The sequence below is a fragment of the Frateuria sp. GZRe14 genome, from assembly GCF_051900395.1.
Lineage (GTDB): Bacteria > Pseudomonadota > Gammaproteobacteria > Xanthomonadales > Rhodanobacteraceae > Frateuria_A > Frateuria_A edaphi.
Genome location: NZ_JBHZGJ010000001.1, coordinates 1,136,373 through 1,156,699 on the forward strand (window position 1 = coordinate 1,136,373; position 20,327 = coordinate 1,156,699).

16 protein-coding genes are annotated in these 20,327 nt (G+C 67.6%); 9 read left to right on the forward strand and 7 right to left on the reverse strand.

The window, feature by feature from the left end; translation table 11 throughout:
- Nucleotides 1-51: 51 nt before the first annotated feature.
- The 5 genes from ACFWZ1_RS05200 to gshB form a co-directional block, all read right to left on the reverse strand.
- On the reverse strand, nucleotides 52-978 hold the full coding sequence (locus ACFWZ1_RS05200) for an aspartate carbamoyltransferase catalytic subunit (protein ID WP_439665653.1): 927 nt from the start codon (nucleotides 976-978) through the stop codon (nucleotides 52-54).
- Nucleotides 979-1,032: 54 nt separating this feature from the next.
- Nucleotides 1,033-1,464: a Holliday junction resolvase RuvX gene (gene ruvX, locus ACFWZ1_RS05205; protein WP_231324251.1), complete on the reverse strand. Its 432-nt coding sequence runs from the start codon at nucleotides 1,462-1,464 to the stop codon at nucleotides 1,033-1,035.
- A gap of 37 nt (nucleotides 1,465-1,501) precedes the next feature.
- The gene (locus ACFWZ1_RS05210; protein ID WP_231324253.1) at nucleotides 1,502-2,074 is read right to left on the reverse strand and encodes a YqgE/AlgH family protein; all 573 of its coding nucleotides are present in this window, start codon (nucleotides 2,072-2,074) and stop codon (nucleotides 1,502-1,504) included.
- Nucleotides 2,075-2,167: 93 nt separating this feature from the next.
- On the reverse strand, nucleotides 2,168-3,031 hold the full coding sequence (locus ACFWZ1_RS05215; protein WP_439665654.1) for an energy transducer TonB: 864 nt from the start codon (nucleotides 3,029-3,031) through the stop codon (nucleotides 2,168-2,170).
- Nucleotides 3,028-3,990 (reverse strand): glutathione synthase, encoded by a 963-nt coding sequence (gene gshB / locus ACFWZ1_RS05220; RefSeq protein WP_439665655.1) that lies wholly within the window; start codon nucleotides 3,988-3,990, stop codon nucleotides 3,028-3,030. The genes ACFWZ1_RS05215 and gshB overlap by 4 nt, the downstream gene beginning before the upstream one ends.
- 379 nt (nucleotides 3,991-4,369) lie before the next feature.
- Between gshB and pilG the strand changes: the two genes are divergently transcribed.
- From pilG to ACFWZ1_RS05255, 7 genes are all read left to right on the forward strand, one after another.
- Nucleotides 4,370-4,726 carry a twitching motility response regulator PilG gene (pilG, locus tag ACFWZ1_RS05225; protein WP_209620096.1) on the forward strand — a complete coding sequence of 119 codons (357 nt, stop codon included), beginning with the start codon at nucleotides 4,370-4,372 and terminating at the stop codon, nucleotides 4,724-4,726.
- Nucleotides 4,727-4,762: 36 nt separating this feature from the next.
- Nucleotides 4,763-5,134: a response regulator gene (locus ACFWZ1_RS05230; protein WP_091337433.1), complete on the forward strand. Its 372-nt coding sequence runs from the start codon at nucleotides 4,763-4,765 to the stop codon at nucleotides 5,132-5,134.
- Nucleotides 5,131-5,676 (forward strand): chemotaxis protein CheW, encoded by a 546-nt coding sequence (locus tag ACFWZ1_RS05235; protein ID WP_231324276.1) that lies wholly within the window; start codon nucleotides 5,131-5,133, stop codon nucleotides 5,674-5,676. Before ACFWZ1_RS05230 ends, ACFWZ1_RS05235 begins: the two co-directional genes overlap by 4 nt.
- Before the next feature lie 118 nt (nucleotides 5,677-5,794).
- Complete coding sequence (locus ACFWZ1_RS05240) at nucleotides 5,795-7,825, forward strand: methyl-accepting chemotaxis protein (protein WP_231324278.1); 2,031 nt, start codon at nucleotides 5,795-5,797, stop codon at nucleotides 7,823-7,825.
- A 77-nt stretch (nucleotides 7,826-7,902) separates the two neighbouring features.
- A complete protein-coding gene (locus ACFWZ1_RS05245) occupies nucleotides 7,903-13,998 on the forward strand; it encodes an Hpt domain-containing protein (RefSeq protein ID WP_439665656.1) in 6,096 nt (2,031 codons plus the stop codon).
- Entirely contained in the window at nucleotides 13,991-15,799 is a 1,809-nt protein-coding gene (locus ACFWZ1_RS05250) for a chemotaxis protein CheB (protein ID WP_439665657.1), read from the forward strand. The genes ACFWZ1_RS05245 and ACFWZ1_RS05250 overlap by 8 nt, the downstream gene beginning before the upstream one ends.
- On the forward strand, nucleotides 15,796-16,287 hold the full coding sequence (locus ACFWZ1_RS05255; protein WP_231324284.1) for a chemotaxis protein CheW: 492 nt from the start codon (nucleotides 15,796-15,798) through the stop codon (nucleotides 16,285-16,287). Before ACFWZ1_RS05250 ends, ACFWZ1_RS05255 begins: the two co-directional genes overlap by 4 nt.
- A 192-nt stretch (nucleotides 16,288-16,479) precedes the next feature.
- Here the strand turns inward: ACFWZ1_RS05255 and ACFWZ1_RS05260 are convergent, their stop codons facing one another.
- Together ACFWZ1_RS05260 and ACFWZ1_RS05265 are read right to left on the reverse strand one after the other, a co-directional pair.
- The gene (locus tag ACFWZ1_RS05260) at nucleotides 16,480-17,214 is read right to left on the reverse strand and encodes a 16S rRNA (uracil(1498)-N(3))-methyltransferase (RefSeq protein WP_439665658.1); all 735 of its coding nucleotides are present in this window, start codon (nucleotides 17,212-17,214) and stop codon (nucleotides 16,480-16,482) included.
- 119 nt (nucleotides 17,215-17,333) lie between these two features.
- Nucleotides 17,334-18,713, reverse strand: coding sequence for an adenosylmethionine--8-amino-7-oxononanoate transaminase (locus tag ACFWZ1_RS05265; RefSeq protein ID WP_439665659.1), 1,380 nt, complete (start codon nucleotides 18,711-18,713; stop codon nucleotides 17,334-17,336).
- Between the two features lie 49 nt (nucleotides 18,714-18,762).
- Between ACFWZ1_RS05265 and ACFWZ1_RS05270 the strand changes: the two genes are divergently transcribed.
- Nucleotides 18,763-19,545 carry a type II secretion system protein N gene (locus tag ACFWZ1_RS05270; protein WP_439665660.1) on the forward strand — a complete coding sequence of 261 codons (783 nt, stop codon included), beginning with the start codon at nucleotides 18,763-18,765 and terminating at the stop codon, nucleotides 19,543-19,545.
- Nucleotides 19,542-20,327: an inositol monophosphatase family protein gene (locus tag ACFWZ1_RS05275; RefSeq protein ID WP_439665661.1), complete on the forward strand. Its 786-nt coding sequence runs from the start codon at nucleotides 19,542-19,544 to the stop codon at nucleotides 20,325-20,327. The genes ACFWZ1_RS05270 and ACFWZ1_RS05275 overlap by 4 nt, the downstream gene beginning before the upstream one ends.

Here is a 20,327-nt window from a genome sequence, read left to right on the forward strand (position 1 = left end):
CGCCCCCGAGGCGAACCGCCTGTGCCTGCAGTTGGGGCTTTAAGCCCGCGATCAGCGGGCGAGCAGCTCGCCCAGCACCGCCATGCGGACGAACACGCCGTTGCCGACCTGCTCGAGGATCTTCGACTGCGCGCCGTCGGCAACGTCCGAGGCGATTTCCACGCCGCGGTTGATCGGGCCCGGATGCATCACCAGGCAGCCCTTGGCCGCCAACCCGAGGCGGCGGGTATCCAGGCCGTAGCGGGCGAAGTACGCCGCCTCGTCGGGAAGTTCGGTGGCGCTCATGCGCTCCTTCTGCAGGCGCAGCATGATCGCCGCATCGGCGCCGGCGATCGCCTCGTCGAAATCCTCGACGAATACGCAGCGGGGAAATTCCTCCTGCGACGACATCAGCGGCGCGGGGCCGCACAGGCGAATCTCCCGCACTCCCATCGCGGTGAGCGCATGCACGTCCGAGCGCGCCACGCGCGAGTGCTTGATGTCGCCGCAGATCACCACCGCCAGGTTCTCGAAATCCGGGCGGTGCTCGCGGATGGTCATCACGTCGAGCAGGCCTTGGGTGGGATGCGCGCGGTTGCCGTCGCCGGCGTTGATCACCGATACGCCGCTCATCGCGTGGCGCACCAGCTCCTCGGGCGTTCCGGAGGCTTTGTGGCGCACCACGATGGCGTCCAGGTGCATTGCCTCGAGCGTGTGCAGCGTGTCGAACAACTCTTCGCCCTTGCTGGTGGAGGAGAAGCCGATGTCGAAATTGATCACGTCCGCGCCCAGTCGGCGAGCGGCCAGTTCGAACGACGTACGCGTGCGCGTGGACGGTTCGAAGAACAAATTGAGCACGGTTCGCCCGTTGAGCAGGTCGAGCTTGCGGGTGCCGTGGGCACAGGCGTCGCGCATCGACAGCGCGCGATCGAGCAGGCGCTCGATGCAGGCGCGGGGCAGGTTTTCCAGCGTGGTCAGGTGGCGCAGGCGAGGGCTCATGGCGGGCGGTTCGAAGGCGCGGGAAGGGATGAACATGCGATGGCCAGGCTCAAGCTAGTGGGAGGCGGTTGCTGCGGCAAGCCAGCGTTCGAGGATCACCGCGGCGGCTTCCGCATCGATATTGGCCGCGTCGCTGCGGCGCTTCGTGCCGGCGGCACGCGCCTGCGCGAAGCGCTGCGCGGCTTCCTGCGAGCTGTGCTGTTCGTCCACCAGGGCGACCGGCGCCCGGTAGCGCTCGCGCAAGTGTTCGGCGAAACGGCGGGCCAGCCGGGTGGCCGGCTGCACGGTGCCGTCCAGCGCAAGCGGCAGGCCCACGACCAGTGTGTCCGGCTGCCATTGCTTATGCAGCACGTCCAATTGCGCCCAGTCCGGGCCGCTGTCGCGAACGGGTATGACAGCCAGGGCGCGGGCGCTTGCGGTGATGGTGTTGCCGATGGCCACGCCGATCAGCTTGTTGCCGACGTCGAAACCCAGCACGCAGCTCATGCGTGCTCGACCGTGTCGTCGATCGCCCGCCAGCCGGTCACGCGTGGCCCGCGTAGCCGGGAAGCTGCAGCGGATCGACACCGACCAGGCCGGCGGCCGCGCTCCAGCGTTCTTCCAGCGGGGTGTGGAACATTACCCGCTCGTTCGCTTCTGCGGTGAGCCAGCTGTTGTCTTTCAGTTCCTGCTCGAGCTGGCCGGCGCTCCAGCCCGCGTAGCCCAGCGCCATCAATGCATCCTGCGGTCCTTCGCCGGCCGCCATGGCAACCAGGATGTCGCGCGAGGTGGTCACCGACCATTCGGCGTTGATGCGATAGCTCGATTCCCAGTGGCCGTGCTCGCGGTGCAGCACGAACCCGCGCTCCTGCTGCACCGGACCGCCGATCAGCACCGGCCGGTCGGCCAGCTCCAGGTCGCTGCAGTCGAGCTTGAGCTGCGCCAGCACGTCGCCGAGCCGGTATTCGGAAAGCCGGTTGACCAGCAGGCCCACGGCACCGTCCTCGTCGTGCTGGCACAGGAAAGCCACGCTGCGCGAAAACGGCGGCTCGGCCAGGCTCGGCATGGCGATCAGGAAATGTCCGGCGAGGGTCTGCGGGTTGGGGACGGCGCTCATGCGGCCATTGTAATGCGGGGGAGGGCATTCGTTGTAACGCGCGCGATGTGAAGCGCCTGCGTTGGGTGAACCCTCGATCCCGCCTGCCGCGGCTCAACGATGGCGCAGCGTGTCGTCGGCGCCGAACTCCCACACCCGGTCGATGTAGAGAATGGTGGTGCCCTGCTTGTCCTGCGGCCATGGCGGGAACGGTGCCGAGAGATGCACGATGCGCTTGGCCGCGTTGTCCAGCACCGGTGATCCCGAACTGCGGATGACCTGGATCTCGGCGATGGTGCCGTCGCGGTTCAGCCCTACGCTGACCTCGAGATCGCCGTGGATGTGCTGGCGCCGGGCCTCGTCGGGATAGTTGAGGTTGCCGATGCGCTCGACACGCTTGAACCAGCCATGGAGATAGGCCGCATACATGCCTTCGGCGGTATTGGCCGAGAGGAATTTCTTCACCGGGCGCTTGGCGTAGCGCTTGACCTTGCGGTCCCGCTCGGCGGTCAGCCTGGCCGCTTCCTGCCGGAGCCGTTCGAGGTCGGACGGCTGTTCGGTTTCAGGCCGCGCCGTGTCGGCCGTGTCGCTCGCCACTTTGTGCCTGCTGTTTCCGATCGTCGTGACCAGACGGTCCGGGGTGGCGTTCTGGGCCTGGAGGTGCTGCTCTTGCTGTGGCAGGGGGGCGGCACCGTTGTTCGGTACCGGCAGCAGGCCGGACAGCCGCTCGGTGGGACGGCCGACCTCGTCGCTGTTGCCGCCGCCGCGGTTGTTGGCCTGCGCCAGGAAGTCGGCCTTGTCCGGCGCATCGCGGTTGGCGACGTCGACCAGGGTCACGTCCAGCGTCGGCAGGCTCGGCCTAGGCTTGACGAAATGAAACGTCAACCCGAGCACCAGCACGCCGTGCAGCAGCAGGGAGAACAGCAAAGTCGCCCCGATCGGATCAGGGGTGTCGGGACGGCGGACGGTGGCACTCACGCGGGGACGTTCTCGATCGCGTCGAACAGCAATCCAGCGATATTAAGCCCGAACTGCGCGTCCAGTTCGCGCGCACACGTCGGGGATGTGACGTTGATCTCGGTGAGGTAGTCGCCGATCACGTCCAGACCCACGAAACGAAGGCCGCGGCGACGCAATTCGGGCGCAACCTGGGCCGCGATCCAGCGGTCGCGTTCGCTGAGCGGCACGCCCACGCCGCGGCCACCGGCGGCGAGGTTGCCGCGGAACTCGTCGCCCTGGGGGATGCGCGCCAGTGCGTAAGGCACCGGTTCGCCATCGACAAGCAGGATACGCTTGTCGCCCGCGCTGATCGCCGGGATGAACTTCTGCGCGATGGTGAAATGCCGGCCTTCGCCGTGCATGCCCCCGGCCAGCAGCGTTTCGAGCATCGAATTGAGGTTGCTGTCGCCGGCCCTGACCCGGAAGATTCCGCGCCCGCCCATGCCGTCCAGCGGCTTGAGCACCACCTCGCCGTGCTCGGTGACGAAACGGCGCAGCTCGCTGGCGTCGCGCGAAACCAGCGTGGGCGCGATGCATTGGGGGAACTGCAGGGTGAACAGCTTTTCGTTGCAGTCGCGCAGGGCCTGCGGATTGTTCACTACCCGCACGCCCGAGCGCTGGGCCGCGTCCAGCACCATGGTGTCGTAGATGAACTGCGCATCGACCGGTGGGTCTTTGCGCATGAGCACCACGTCCATCTCGCTCAGGTCGCGCCAATGGCGCTCGCCCAGCGTGTACCAGCCGGACGGGTCGTCCCGCACCGACAACGGCGCCAGGCGGGCGAACGGGACGCCATCGCGCAACCCGAGGTCACCCTGTTCCATGTAATGCAGCGCATGGCCGCGGCGTTGCGCCTCCAGCAGCATGGCGAAGCTGGTGTCCTTGGCGACTTTGATGGTGCTGATCGGATCCATCAGCACGGCGACCGAAAGCGGCATGAAAAATGCTCCGTGGCAGGAAGATGCGCAGCCGGGGATGGGCAAGTGGCATGCGCGGCAGGTCAGGATGGTGGCCGAGGGGGCGCAATGCGGCAAGTTCTGACGCGTTCGCTCAAGAACTGACGCGTTTGCCGATACAACCCATCAGCCGGCTCCACGCCTTGATTTTTGCTTGACGCCGCTTGTGACAGGCGGTAAACAGCAACGCAATGAATGCGTTGCCGGCAACCGGAACGCAACCACAGAACAAGTTGCGGTTTTTTATGCACACTGGTCGGCATCCGCCCGGCCCGTGTGCCTTACCTGAGCCTCGGGCGGGCAGCAGGGGGGTTGAGTGAACTTGAATACGAGCGATAACGGCTTGTCCGGTCTGAAGGTCATGGTGATCGATGACTCCAAGACCATCCGGCGAACGGCCGAAACCTTGCTCAAGAAGGAAGGCTGCGAGGTGCTCACGGCCGTCGATGGCTTCGAGGCGCTGGCGAAGATCTCCGACCAGAAGCCGGCCATCATCTTCGTCGACATCATGATGCCGCGGCTGGACGGCTACCAGACCTGCGCGCTGATCAAGAACAACCCGCAGTTCCGCGCCACGCCGGTGATCATGCTGAGTTCGAAGGACGGCCTGTTCGACAAGGCCCGCGGCCGCATCGTCGGCGCCGAGCAATACCTGACCAAGCCGTTCACCCGCGACGAACTGCTTGGCGCCATCCATCGTCACGTCAGCACGGTTTGAAAAGCCACTGACTGCAGCGTCTTATAGGGGAGACCTGTGGCAAAGATTCTCATCATCGACGACTCACCGACCGACGTGCGCGTGTTCACCACGCTGCTCGAGAAGGCCGGCTACGCGGTCGCCGCCGTCAGTACCGCCGAGGAAGGCATCGAGCGCGTCCGCGCCGAGCTGCCGGACCTGGTCATCATGGACGTCATCATGCCCGGCATGAACGGCTTCCAGGCCACCCGCACGCTCACGCGCGACCCGGTCACCTCGAACGTGCCGATCGTGATGATCACCACCAAGTCGATGGAAACCGACCGCGTCTGGGGCCTGCGCCAGGGCGCGCGCGCGTTCATCACCAAGCCGGTCAACGAGAAGGAACTGCTGACCTGCATCAATGACCTGTTGCCGAGCGCGGCATGAACGAGAGCGCGAACCTCACGCCGTTCGAGATCCTGGCCCGCTACGAGCGCCTGTCGCTGGCGCACGCCCAGGACGTGCAGGACCGGATGGAAGCGCCCGGCCTGTGGCGCGGCATCGGTTATCGCGTCGGTTCGCGGTTGTTCGTCAGCGCCATCGACGAGATCAACGAACTGCTGGCAGTGCCCGTGTTGACTCCGGTGCCGCTGACCCAGCCCTGGCTGATGGGTGTCGCGAACGTGCGCGGCAATCTGGTGCCGGTCATCGATTTCAACCGCTTCCTGTTCGGCGAGCGCACCCAGCCGACCGAGCGCACGCGTCTCTTGATCGTTCGCCAGGGCGGCGGCAGCGTCGCGCTGATGGTCGACGAGGTGTTCGGCCAGCGCACGGTGGACGAGGAACAGCGCCGCGAGTCCGTCTCCGAGGACGATCCGCGCCTGACTCGTTTTGTTGGCGAGCGCGTGGCGGTGGGCGAACAGCGGTTGGGTGTGTTCAGCATGAACCGGCTCGTGCGCGCGCCGGATTTCCGCCAGGCCGCGGCCTGAGCGGAGCGATATGTAGGGCCGGTGCCGTGCGTGGCCGGATACCAGGGGCGAGAGGTCCCGCCAGCGCAGCGCGGTCGAAGCGCGGCCCGGCGGGATGGTAGACGGACGAGGTGTAACGATGAGCACTACAGGGGGCATCGGCAAGGAACGGGGCTATACGGGCCTCATCGTCCTGCTGCTGATAGCGATCGGTTTCGCGGCGCTGGATTTCTTCCTGCTGAACCAGAAGAACGGCGAGGATCGCCAGGCCAGTGCGCTAACCACGCAGATCCAGGTGCTGTCGCAGCAGACCGCCAAGTACGCCCTCGAGGCCTCTGACGGCAACGTCGACTCCTTCAAGGAACTGGAGAGCACCCGCAACGCGATCGACGCGGCGGTGCTCAAGCTCGCCAAGGGCGACCCCAAGGGCGGCATGGAGGCCTACGGCGACAACAACGCCACACCGGCCGGCCGCAGCGTGACCGCACTGGTCAACGCCTGGGGCCAACTCGACGGCGACATCAAGAAGATCCTGTCCAACAAGGGCGTCGTGCTGGATTCGGCCCAGCGTGCGGACAAGCTCTCGCAGCAGATGCCGCTGCTCAACTCGAGCATGGACCAGGTCACCAACATCCTGCAGCAGCGCAACGGCAGCGCCGAGCAGATGCTCGGTTCCTCGCGCCAGATGCTGCTTGCTGACCGCATGGTTCGCCGCGTGCAGGAAGTGCTTCAAGGCGGTGACTCCGCACAGGCGGCGGCCGACGGCCTCGCGCGCGACGCGCAGCTCTACGGCACGGTGCTCAAGGGCCTGACCGACGGCAACGCTGATGCCGGCGTCAAGGCCATGGGCGACGCCAACGCGCGCAAGATCCTTACCGACATGCAGGTCAACTGGGCGGCACTGGCCGATCCGATCGCCAAGCTGGTGTCGGCTGCGGCGCCGATCGCCGACGTGAAGAACGCCGGCAACCAGGCCTCGCTGGATTCGCAGAACGTGCTGCTGCGCGCGAACGAGCTGTCCGACCAGATTGGCAAGCTGCCGTTCCGCCGCCTGTTCCCGAACGTGTGGTGGGGCGTGCTGGGCGCCGCCGGCGCGGTGGCCTTCGCGCTGCTGCTGGTGGTTACCCTGGTGCGCGACCAGCGCAAGCGCTTCCAGGATTCGACCGAGCTGAACCAGCGCAACCAGGAGGCGATCATGCGCCTGCTGGACGAGATGGGCTCGCTCGCGGAAGGTGACCTGACGGTCAAGACCACGGTGTCTGAGGACATCACCGGCGCCATCGCCGACTCGGTGAACTACGCCATCGACGAGCTGCGCACCCTGGTGACCACGATCAACGAGACCTCCGAGCAGGTGTCCTCGTCGGCGCAGGAAACCCAGACCACCGCGCGCCACCTGGCCGACGCGGCGCAGAGCCAGGCCGCGCGAATCAGCACGGCGACTTCGGCGATCAACCAGATCGCGAGCCTCATGGACAACGTGTCCAAGGACTCGGCCGAATCGGCCGACGTGGCCGAACGCTCGGTGCAGATCGCCTCGCGCGGCGCCGAAGTGGTGCGCGAGACCATCTCCGGCATGGACTCGATCCGCGACCAGATCCAGGAAACCTCCAAGCGCATCAAGCGCCTGGGCGAGTCCTCGCAGGAAATCGGCTCGATCGTGGAACTGATCAACGACATTGCCGAGCAGACCAACATCCTGGCGTTGAACGCGGCCATCCAGGCGGCCTCGGCCGGTGAGGCGGGCCGCGGCTTCGCGGTGGTGGCGGACGAAGTGCAGCGCCTGGCGGAACGCTCGGCCAGCGCGACCAAGCGAATCGAAACGCTGGTGCAGACCATTCAGTCCGATACCAACGAAGCGGTCAGCTCCATGGAGCAGACCACCTCCGAGGTGGTCGCCGGTGCACGCCTCGCCGAGGACGCCGGCAGCGCGCTGGGCGATATCGAACGCGTGTCGCACGATCTGTCGGCGCTGATTCAGAACATCTCCACCGCGGCGCGTCAGCAGTCCGCGGCGGCGACCGACATTTCGCAGTCGATGAACGCGATCCAGGAAATCACTTCGCAGACCTCGCAGGGCGCGAGCCAGACGGCCGACTCGATCGGCTACCTGGCCCAGCTCGCCAGCGACCTGCGGCGCTCGGTGGCGCACTTCAAGCTGCCGGGTTGATCAACGTTTACCGACAGAGGGCAACCTCGAACGGTTGTGCGATGCGTGCGTAGCGCGCAGCCGCTCAAGAGGGGCGCATGAGACTTCAAGACCACATCGATTTCACCACCCTGCAGTGGGTCAAGCCGGAGCTCGACGAGACTCTGGCACGGGCCCGCGAGGCGCTGGAGTCCTACGTAGAGAACCCTGGCAAACGCGAGGTCATGCGCGGCTGCGTGGATCATCTGCATCAGGTGCAGGGCACTCTTCGCATGGTCGAGCTCTACGGCGCCGCGATGGTTGCCGAAGAGATGGAGACGCTGGCGATCTGCCTGCTGGAGGACCACATCCGCCAGCGCGATGACGCCTTCGGCGCGCTGATGCGTGGCCTGATGCAGCTGCCCGACTATCTCGAACGCCTTTCCGGCGGCCATCGCGACGTGCCGGTGGTGTTGTTGCCGCTTCTCAACGATCTGCGCGCGAGCCGCGACCAGCAGGCGCTGTCCGAAGCGGCGCTGTTCAACCCGAACCTGGAACAGGCGCTGCCGGTGCAGGCACCGGGTGCGCAGGGCGAGGTCGACGTGGCCGCCCAGCGCAGCGCGATCACCACGCTGCGACTGCGTTTCCAGCAGCAATTGCTGGCCTGGTTCCGCGGCCAGAACGCGCCGCAACAGTTGCTCGGCATGCGCGAGACCCTGCTGGGCATCGCCGGTCGCTGCTGGACCATACCGGGTCGTCGCCTGTGGTGGATCGCCGCCGGCGTGTTGGAGGGTCTGGAGCAGGGCGTGCTCAAGAGCCACGCGGCCGAGATCCGCCAGCTGATCGGCAAGGTCGACCGCAACATCCGCCAACTCGTCGAACAGGGCGAAGCCAGCCTGCGCGGCGGCGATGCCGACGAGCTCGCGAGCAAACTGCTCTTCATCGTGGCACAGGCCCGTCAGGCCAGCCCCCAGATGGCGCTGCTGAAACAGACCTACCGCCTGGACAGCCTGCTGCCCGACGCCGCAGAACTCGAACACGCACGCGGCTCGATGGCCGGGCACAACCGCGCCCTGCTCGATTCGGTGTCCAAGGCACTGAAGGAAGACCTGCTGCGCGTGAAGGAAGCGCTCGACCTGTTCCTGCGCCAGAGCGACGGCGATCCCGCCCAGTTGTCCGCGCAGGGCGAGGTGCTCGAGCGCGTCGGCGACACGCTGGGCATGCTGGCGCTGGCCGTGCCGCGTCGCGTGGTCAGCGAACAGCGCCGCGTGCTGGAAGAGATCGCACACAAGGTCCGCGCGGCCGAAGAAGGCGTGCTGCTGGACGTCGCGGGCGCGCTGCTTTACGTCGAATCCTCGCTGGACGACCACATCGAGAGCCTTGGCGCCGATGACAGCCTGGCCGGTGAAATCCTGCCGGTCGAGGGCGACGCGACCCCCGCTCTGCCGCGCAGCGAAGCGCGCAGCATCCTGGCCTCGCTCATGCAGGAGGCGATCGCCAACGCCGCCAAGGTGAAGGATGCCATCGTCGCCTTCGTCGAGGCCGGCTGGGACCACGCCCAACTGCATGGCACCCCGGCGTTGATGGACGAGGTGGCTGGCGCCATGCGCATGCTGTCCGCGCTGCGTCCGTCGGAACTGGCCGAAGGCATCGGTCGCTTCATCGGCAACGAAATGCTCGTCGACCGGCGCGTGCCGGGCAGTGCCCAGATGGACCATCTGGCCGATGCCCTTGCCGCGCTGGAGTACTACCTGGAGGCCGCCCGCGAACATCGCGGCGGGCTGGAGCACATCCTGGACGTGGCCGAGCACAGCCTCGGCTCGCTCGGCTACTGGCCGTTGCCGGCCGCACGCGCCGCGATGGCCTACGAGGCTCCCGCGCCGGTCGTTGCCGAAGAACCGTCCGAGCCCGCTCTGTCCGAATCGGTCAGCGTGGCCGATGGCCATGGCCTGGACGACCTCATGGTTGGCGGCAGCGAGCCGTTGCAGCACGGCGCGCACGAACTGGCCGGCTTGCGCCTGGCTCAGACCGAACCGCTCACCGTCTCGTCGCATGACGGCGATGAGGGCGACTGGATCGAGATCGAGGAAGAAGTCCTCGAGGAAGTGCCGGTCGCCGATGCGCTGGCCGGCAATGCCGGGTTCCAGTTGGGCACCGAGGGCATCGACGACGACATCCGCGAGATCTTCCTGGAGGAAATGCAGGAGGAAATCGACAACCTGCGCGGCGCCGAAAAGGCCTGGCTGGCCGACCCGATGCAATTGGCCGCGATCACCCCGATCCGCCGATCCTTCCACACGCTCAAGGGATCCGGTCGCCTGGTCGGCGCCAGCGTGCTTGGCGAATTCGCCTGGAAGGTCGAGAACATGCTCAACCGCGTGCTGGATGCCACCATCCAGCCGCACGAGGGCGTGCAGGCGTTGGTCACTGCCGCCATCGGCGCGTTGCCGCAGTTGCTGGCCGCGCTCAAGGGCGAGGGCACGCCGAGTGCGCCGCTGGCCGCGATCATGGCCACGGCAGAACGCCTGGCTGCCGGCGAAATGGCGCAGCTCGGCGACCATGCGCCGGCTGCCACGGAAACCGTGCGCCGCGTGGTGCGCCGTCGCGTGCCACGCCTCGATGCCGCCGCCGAGGCCGTGCCGGTCGCCGCCCACACCGACCAGACTGCCGCTGTCGAAACTTCGCACGAGCCGATCGAAACGATTGCCATGCCGGTGATGCCGCCGGTGGATCCGGTGCTGCTGGAAATCCTGCGCAGCGAAGTGGCGCAGTACCTGCAGGCGATCCGTGGCGCACTGGCTCGCGCCGATGGCGAGCTGCGCATCGATGACGCGCTGCTGCGTGCGGTGCATACGTTGCACGGCGCCATCGCGATGGTGGACATCCCGCTGCTGACCCAGTTGCTCTCGCCACTGGAAAGCCTGCTCAAGCGCCTGCGCGCGGCCAGCCAGCCCCTCTCGGAAGAAGGCACCCGCCTGCTCGCGCAGTCGGCCGACGTGGTCGATCACGTGATGGCGCAGTTCGACGCCGCCGAGCCGCAACTGCCGTCGGTGGACGCGCTCACCGCGCGCCTGACCGAGCTGCGCGACGGCCAGCCCGAGCCGAAGGTCGCGCACGTGCTGTTCGACCCGCACGCGGAAGACCTGCCGACCGACCTTCCGGACGACGCGGTCGCCGCCGCGCTCGATGCGGGCCTCGACGACGCGCTCGGCGAGCCGCCTGCAGCGGATGCTTCGGGCGAAGCCGTCGAGCATGACGAACATGACGCATACGCCGGCGAGCTGCTGGCGGCGCTTGACGCGTTCGACCTGGAAACGGCCGAAGTCGTCGGTTCCGGTGAGGGCCTGGCGATCGATGCCGGCCACGCTGACGACGAACAGAGCCTGGCGGCACTGTTGGACAGCCTGCTGAGCGAACCCTCCGATGGCCAGCCGTTCGCGCCGGCGCCGGATGTCGTCGCGACGAACGACGCCGAGACCCAACCGGACGATGTCCTCGAACTGTCGGACAACGACGGTTCGCAGGAACCGGAGCTGGAAGCATCGAGCGAAGCGGAGCCCGAACTGGAAATCGCCGCCTTGCTGCCAGAGCAGGCGGCGGTCTCGGACGAGAGCGCCGACGCGGACCCCGCCCCTGTCGGGGAAGGCACTGTGGAGGGCATGGAATCACTGCTGCCGGAAACCACGGAGGACATGGCGGACGAAACGGTCGAGCCGGTCGCCGCCGAGCCCGTCGAAGCAGCGGTCAACGCGGACGAAGACCTGGTCAATGTTGCCGGGGAACCGATCGAGGCAGCCCTCGAACCGTTCGTGCCGTTCGCCGTTGACAGCACACCCGCGCAGCCGTGGGTCGGGCAGATCGATCCGGATCTGCTCGAGATCTTCACCGAGGAAGCGAATGAACTGCTCGACCACGCCGACGGCCTGCTGGCCGAATGGCGCGCCGAGCCGACCGAGACGGCGCATGCCGCCGGCGTGCAGCGCGACCTGCACACCCTCAAGGGTGGTGCCCGCATTGCCGGGCTGGTGCCGGTGGGCGACCTGACCCATGCCATCGAGACGTTGCTGGAGAAGCCGGTCGCCGAACGCGACACGGCGCAGCTCATCGGCGCCCTGGAAGCCGGTTTCGACACCCTGCATTCGCTGGTCAAGCGCGTTTCGCAAGGCCAGCCGATCGAGTACCCGCAGGCGCTGATCGATCGTCTGCTGGCCATGGCCGGCCAGGAAGCCCTGGTCGACGAGGGCCACGAGTCCGCGGCCACCGCGGCGCCCTCGGCCCGGCTTCCGGCAGCGCCCCTGCCGGAACTGCTGCCCGAGCTGTTGCCCGAGCGCGAGGAAGAAGAGGTCCGCTCCACGCAGGAACAGATCCGCGTCCGCGCGGAACTGCTCGACAACCTTGTGAACCATGCCGGTGAGGTGGCGATCTACCGTTCGCGCCTGGAGCAGCAGGTCGCCGGCTACCGCTTCAACCTGGTCGAACTGGACCAGACCGTGCAGCGTCTGCGCAGCCAGCTGCGCATGCTCGAAATCGAGACCGAAGCGCAGATCATCGCGCGCTTCCAGCGCGAGCACCGCGAGGCGGGCATCGGCGTGTTCGATCCGCTCGAGCTCGACCGCTTCTCGCAGCTGCAGCAGTACTCGCGTGCGCTGGCCGAGTCGGTATCCGACCTTGTCTCCATCCAGAACATGCTGGACGAGCTCACCCGCCAGTCCGAGACTCTGCTGATCCAGCAGTCGCGCGTCAGCGCCGAGCTGCAGGACGGCCTGCTGCGCACTCGCATGCTGCCGTTCGACACGATGGTGCCGAACCTGCGCCGCACGCTGCGCCAGGCCGCGCAGGAAGAAGGCAAGAGCGCCCAGCTGTACGTCGAGGGTGCCCATGGTGAAATGGACCGCAACCTGCTCGACCGCATCAAGGCGCCGTTCGAGCACATGCTGCGCAACGCCATCGCGCACGGCATCGAATCGCCGGCCGACCGCCGCAAGGTGGGCAAGCCGACCGAAGGCGCAGTGCGCATCCGCGTCGCCCGCGAGGCTACCGAGGTGGTGGTGCGCGTCAGTGACGACGGACGCGGCCTGGACCGAGAGGCGATCCGTGCCCGCGCCATCGAGCGTGGCCTGCTGCGCGCCGATTCGCGTCCGAGTGACGACCAGCTGCTCGGCCTGATCACCCAGACCGGCTTCTCCACCGCCAGCCACGTCACCCAGCTCGCCGGTCGCGGCGTGGGCATGGACGTGGTCGCCAACGAGATCAAGCAGCTGGGCGGTTCGCTGGCGATCGAGTCGCAGCAGGGCCAGGGCACCACCTTCATCCTGCGCCTGCCGTTCACCCTCGCGGTGACCCAGGCCATCGTGGTACGCATCGGCGAGGCGACCTTCGCCATCCCGATGACCTCGGTGCAGGGCGTGGCCCGGATCAGCCCGGACGATCTGGGTGCACGCCTGGGCGATGCCAACCCGACGTTCGAGTACAACGGCGACGCCTACGGCATCCACGACCTGGCCGATTTGCTTGGCCTGCAGCCGAACCCGGTGATCGAGGAAGAGCAGCTTCCGCTGCTGCTCACCCGCGCCGGCGACCTGCGCGCCGCGATCCGCATCGACGCGGTGATCGGCTCGCGCGAGATCGTGGTCAAGTCGGTCGGCCCGCAGGTCAGCTCGGTGCCGGGCGTGCTCGGCGCGACCATCATGGGCGACGGCTCGGTGCTGATCATTCTCGACCTGCCGCCGCTGGTCCGCCACGGCATCGCCCGTCGCGAGCAGCGCCTTGCCGACGGCCTGAGCGCGGTGGCCTCGCCGTTGATCGAAGAGCAGCGCGCCAAGCCGCTGGTGATGGTGGTCGACGACTCGATCACCATGCGCAAGGTCACCGGCCGCGTGCTGGAACGCCACGACTACGAGGTGTTCACCGCGAAGGACGGCGTCGACGCGCTGGAGAAGCTGCACGACCGCGTGCCGGACATGATGCTGCTGGACATCGAGATGCCGCGCATGGACGGCTACGAGCTGGCCACGCAGATGAAGGCGGACCCGCGCCTGCGCGAGGTGCCGATCATCATGATCACCTCGCGCACCGGCGACAAACACCGCCAGCGCGCCTTCGACATCGGTGTCGACCGCTACCTCGGCAAGCCCTACCAGGAAGCCGAGCTGCTGGCGCAGATCGCCGAAGTGCTGGAACAGCGCGCGATGGCGATGGAGACGGTCCATGGCTGAGGCGGTACCGGCGGTCGCGCTGCTGTTCGACGACGCGGGCCTGGGTGAGCAGTTGCGCAGCGCCCTGCAGGAACGCGGTGCGCGGATCGTGCACGAAGGCACGCTGAAGGACCTGAGCCGTGAGCTCCTGTCTTCGGTCGACGCCGATGTACTGGTGGTCAACCTCGATGATGAGGACGACAGCGCGCTGGATCGCCTGGACGAAACCCTGGACGGCGACCGCCCGCGCGTGGTGTTCAACGACGCGCAGGCCAGCCGCCGGCTGGAAGGCTGGGACCGGGCGCGCTGGGCGCGCCACCTGGCGATGAAAGTGCTGGCGATCGGCGATGCCGATCCGCCGCGTCCGCCAGCGCCGGCCGAAGTCGTCACCGAAAGCCTTGCCGCCGCGGCGATCGTCGTTGAACCGATGACCGCCGATACCGGCACGGACAACCTTGACGCGGCTCCACGGGTGGATGAAGAAGCGCGCCAGGCGGCCGTTTCCGAAACCCTCGCGGCCGAGCTGGAAGCCTTGCTCGCTTCCGATACGCCGACGGATGAAACCAACGACTTCGGTACCGGCCTCAATTACGATGCCGGCGAAGGCCTGGTCCTGCATGACGGCGATTTCGGTGCCGGGCTCGTGGCCGAAGCCGAAACTGCTGTTGCGGGCGATGTCATCGTGCGGGCGACCTCGCAGGCCGACGTGAGCGATGCGCTGTCGTCGCCAGCCACGCTGGAACTGTCGCCGATCGACGATATGGAACAGGCGGCGGCGACCGAAGTCGCCGCCGCAGTGGAACTGCCGGCACACACCTCCTTCCAGCTCGACCATCTGGAATTGGCTCCTATCGGGGAAGAGGTGACCGCCACCGTTGCCCGCGTGGCGGCTGAGCCGGTCGCTGCGGTACGCATCTCGGATGGTTGGACGCTGCTTGACGGTGACGAACCCGCTGATGCTCCCGCGCCTTCCGTCCAGCATGCGGCTCCGGCTGACTTCGGGATCGAAAAGGTCAGCATCCTCGACTATCTCGCGCCCGAGGCTGAAGCTTCCGTCGAGCACGCTGGTCCGGGCGAGTTCGGCATCGAAAAGGTCAGCGCCTCTGACTACCTTGCGCCTGACGCCGATGATGGCGCCTCCCCGGTGCTTCCCGGCCTCAGCCTGGAACTGGTCTCGCTCGAGGAAGCCATGGCGCCGCAGGATTTCGCGCCCTCGCACGAAATGGTGCTCGAGGCGCCGTCCAGCGCGCTGACGCGATTGGTGGTGCTCGGCGCCACCACCGAAAGCACTGCCTCGGTCGGCGAGTTCCTGGCGGCGCTGCCCGCCGGCTTGCACGCCACCGTGTTGCATACCCAGCACCTGGCCGGTCGCCCGGCGGATGGCCTGGTCGAGTATTTCGCTTCCCAGTGCGCGCTGCCGGTGCGCCTGGCCGACGCGGATCTTCGCGCGGTCTCGGGCGAAGTGATCGTGGTCCCTTCCGATAAACAGGTGACCCTGCGCCGGGACGGCTCGATCCAACTGCAGCCGATCGAGGCAGGCGCGGCGCATGCGCCCTCGATCGATGCCAGCTTTACCCAGGCGGCCGAGTCTTTCGGCAGCGACGTGGTCGCGATCGTGTTTGCCGGCCGCTCCACCGACGCGGTGGCCGGTTGCCAGGCGGTGTACGACCGCGGCGGCCAGGTCTGGGTCGAAGCCAGCGGCGGCACGCACGCGTCCGACATGGTCAGCGGCGTGCTGGCCGAAAACCTGTCCCATCATGCCGGCACGCCGCGCGAACTTGCAGCACGCCTGGCCGAGAACTCTCCGGAAGGTCAGTCATGAGCGATCAACCCCTGCCGCGCGAAATCCGCTGCGTGCTCGTGCCGGTAGGCCAGCTGCGCCTGCTGTTGCCCAATGCCACCGTGGCCGAAGTGATCACCCTGCCGACTCCCGAGCCGGTCGAAGGTGCTCCGGAATGGCTGCTCGGCCGCATTGCCTGGCGTGGATGGCGCGTGCCGCTGGTCTCCTTCACCAAGCTCGCCGGCGCGCCCGAGGGTGATGCCGACCTCGCCGTTCGCGTGGCCGTGCTGAAGGCGCTGGGCAACAACGCCAAGCTGCCGTTCGTGGCGGTCGTGACCCAGGGCTTCCCGCGCCTGACTACCCTCAATGCCGAGCTGATCATTCCCACGCATGACGGCGCGCCGTTGCCGCCTGGCGTGAAGGCACAGGTGCTGGTGCGCGATGACATCGCGGTGATTCCGGACCTGGAAGGCATCGAAGATGAGTTGGCCGCCTTGTTGAGCCTGGACGAACAGGCCGGCGCCGCCTGACGCTTTGCGGCACGCAGGCAAGCGTTCGCGCCGAGCGGACCTGCGTTTAGGCGCCACCTCGAGCCTGCGCGCTCACGTTTCTGCTCCGGAGAACTTGCCCGGGGGACGGGCGAGAGTTGGGCGAAGCGTGACCTTTCGCAACACTACTCGGCATGGGACAAGCCCCGGCACGGGCGTAGGGAGTCGACATGCCTACATGTCCCCGTGCAACGCCTGCAGCGCCGCCAGCGCAGCAAGCCCCGCCGTCTCGGTCCGCAGGATGCGGGGACCCAGCCGCAAACCGGCAAAGCCCGCACCCATGAGGCTGGCTACGTCGCGATCACCCAGACCGCCTTCGGGCCCGACCACCAACACGCCGCCAGCCGGACCAAACCGGAGCGAGCGTGGCGACCGGTCGCCCTCGGGCAGCAGCGCCAGGCGCAAGGCGCCATCCTGTTGCAAGGAACCCAGCCAGGCCTCGAGCGGTTGCGTCGGCAGAATCATCGGCAAACGCGCGCGACCGCTCTGTTCGCAGGCACTGGCAACCACGGCGCGCCAGTGGGCCAGCCGTTTTTCCGCTCGCGCCGGATCGAGTCGGACCTCCGAGCGCTCGGTCAACAGCGGCACGATGCGGGCTACGCCCAGCTCCGTCGCCTTCTGCACGATCAGGTCCATCTTCTCGCCGCGCGCTACACCCTGGGCCAGCGTGAGCGGCAGGGGCGATTCGTTGGCGACTGCCTGACTGCCCTCGATACGCGTGCGCACCTCACGCTTGCCGACCTGGGTGATGACCGCCCCGTAGTCCTGGCCATCGCCGTTGAACAACACCAACGGTGCGCCTTCGCCCAGGCGCAGCACGCGCGCCACGTGCTCGCCCGCCTGTGGCGGCAGGTTCAATTCGACGCCGGGCGAAAGCGTCTCGTCGACGTGGATGCGGATCGTACGCATGAAGGATCCTGGCGGCTTGTGGGTGGTGACACTTTCGTGGGATCGCGCTTGCGGGAGGCTCTGGGCATCTCGAAAAAAGCGCATCACACGCAAGCTTGTTCCTGCGAGGGGCGGCGGCTTCAGGCCACCGCGCGTTCGATCCCGGCGATGGCCACGGTTACCAGGTGATCGATGTCATCGGTACTGACGACATACGGCGGCATGAAATACACCACGTTGCCCAGCGGCCGCAGCAACGCACGGTGCTCAAGCCCATGCAGGTAGACGCGCATGCCTCGCCGTTCGGTCGCCGGCCAGGGCGTACGCGTGCGCTTGTCCGCGACCAGCTCGACCGCCGCGATCATGCCGGTCTGGCGCACGTCTGCCACGTGCGGATGATCCCTCAGGGGAGCAAGCCGCTGCGCCAAGTGTGCGGCCAGCACGCGGTTACGCTCCAGGACTGGCTCGTCGCGGAAGATCGCCAGCGTCTCCAGCGCCACGCGGCAGGCCAGCGGGTTGCCGGTGTAACTGTGCGAGTGAAGGAACGCCTTGCCGGCGTTGTATTCGGCATAGAACGCGGCGTACACCGCCTCGGTCGTGAGCACCGCCGACAGCGGCAAGGTTCCGCCGGTCAGCCCCTTGGAAAGACACATGAAGTCCGGCGCGACCGATGCCTGCTCGCAGGCGAACAGCGTGCCGGTGCGGCCGAAGCCGACCGCGATCTCGTCGGCGATGAAGTGCACGTCGAACTCGTCGCAAAGCCGGCGCAGGCCGGACAGGTAGTCCGGGTGGTGCATGCGCATGCCGCCGGCGCATTGCACCAGCGGTTCAACGATCACCGCGCAGGTTTCGTGCGCGTGCCGTTCGAGTTGCGCACGCAGTTCTTCCAGCCGTCGCGCGGCCACCTGCGCCGGCGTCTCGCCCGGCTCGCCCTCGTAGGCATCCGGTGAGGGCGCCAGGATCGGAGTCAACAGCAGCGGCGCGTAGGTCTTGCGGTAGAGCGCAACGTCGCTCACCGAGAGCGCTCCCAGCGTCTCCCCGTGATAACTGCCGGTCAGCGCGATGAAACGCGTCTTCTCGCCGCGCCCCCGATTGAGCCAGTAATGGAAGCTCATCTTGAGCGCCACCTCGACCGCCGCCGAACCGTTGTCGGCGTAGAAGACGCGCTCCAGTCCCGGAGGCGTGACGCGCACGAGCTCCTCGGCCAGCGCAATCGCGGGCTCGTGGGTGAAGCCGGCGAAAATCACGTGCTCCAGCCGCTGCGCCTGATCGGCGAGCGCGGCGGCCAGGCGCGGGTTGGCGTGGCCGAAGATGTTGGTCCACCACGAGCTGACGCCGTCCAGATAGCGGCGTCCGTCCGCATCGATCAACCAGGCGCCTTCGCCGCGCACGATGGGCACCATCGGGATGCTCTCGTGGTCGTGCATCTGTGTGCAGGGATGCCACACGTGCCTGAGGTCCCGCGCGGCCAGCGCGGCGTTGCCGGCGATGGCCGGTGCGTCGGGGAACGGAGTGTCCATCCCGCTATGATCGGCGTTGCGGCATGGCCGCTCAAGTTGAAGGACCCAAGTGAAGCGCTCGCGTGCCGCCTGGCTGGCTGTCGCCACCCTGCTGATGCTCGTTGTGCTGCTGGTGTTGTTGCTGCCGGCGCGCTGGGCCGTGCCCTTCGTGCAGGCGCGCCTGCATGGCCTCGAACTCGAAGGCGTGCATGGGCTGGTCTGGAACGGCGGCGCCGGGCAGTTGCGCGGCCTGGATGGCCGGTCGTTGGGACAGGTCCACTGGCGGCTTTCCCGGGCGTTGCTGTGGGGGCGCCTGGACCTGCAACTGGAATTCGTCGGGCCGCGGCTTGCCGCCAATGGCTATCTGCAACGTGATGGCGAAGGCCGTCTGGTCTGGACCGACGCCTCGCTTCGTGCCGACCTGGCGGCGTGGGCGCCGCGGTTCGATTCATCGCTCGGCACGCCGCGCGGCACGCTGGCGATGACGCTGCAGCGGGCGGTGTTGCAGGGAAACTGGCCGATCGAACTGGAGGGTCAGGTGCAATGGCGCGATGCGTCCATGCAGGCGCGTGCGCAGCCCGTTGCACTGGGCGACTTCGACATGGACCTCCATGGTTCGAACGGTGTGCTGGCCGGGCAGTTGCACGACCAGCGCAACGGGCCGCTGCATGCCGAAGGCCAGTGGCAAGCCAGTCCGCTCGGTTGGCGGCTGGACCTGCTGCTGCAGCCACGCACGGGCGACCCGGCACTGCGCCAATGGCTGGCACGCCTGGGCCGCCCGGACACGGACGGCGCCATCCACCTGCATCGCCGCGGCGGCCTGGCCGCCACCACGCCGGAAACCATTCAGTGAGTTACGACGCCGAACACGCCCTGTCCGCCGCACGCGAGGCCGCCGCCGCCGCGGCCGACGTCATCCGGCACTACTGGGGCCGCGGCGTGGCGGTCGAATGGAAGGCCGACGCCACGCCGGTGACCGTGGCCGACCGCGAGGCCGAGCAGGCGATCCGCGCCGTGCTCGCCAAGGCGCTTCCGCAGGCGGCGATCTATGGCGAGGAGTACGGCCTGGAAGGCGCGCGCGACGGGTTGCTGTGGCTGGTCGACCCGCTCGACGGGACCAAGAGCTTCGTGCGCCGCACGCCGTTCTTTTCCACCCAGATCGCACTGATGGACCGCGGTGAGCTGGTGCTCGGCGTCTCCTGCGCACCGATTTACAACGAGACCATGTGGGCGCGCCAGGGCGGGGGCGCCTGGCTCGATGGCGAACGCGTGCAGGTGGCATCCACCGGCGCGATGGCGCAGGCCTCGCTTTCCATCGGCAACGTCAGGACGCTCACCGCCGATGCACGCTGGAACGCGCTCGGTGCGTTGATCCGCGACAGCAGCCGCATTCGCGGCTATGGCGACTTCTGCCATTACCACCTGCTTGCACGCGGGGGACTGGACTTGGTCATCGAGTCGGACGTCAACATCCTGGACGTTGCCGCGCTGGCGGTGATCGTGCGCGAGGCCGGCGGCCTGTTCACCGACCTGGAAGGCCGGGCGCCCACCCTGGACATCACCAGTGTGCTGGCCGGCGCACCGGCGATCCACGCCCAGGCGCTTGCACGCTTGCATCATGAAACCGCGGGCTAG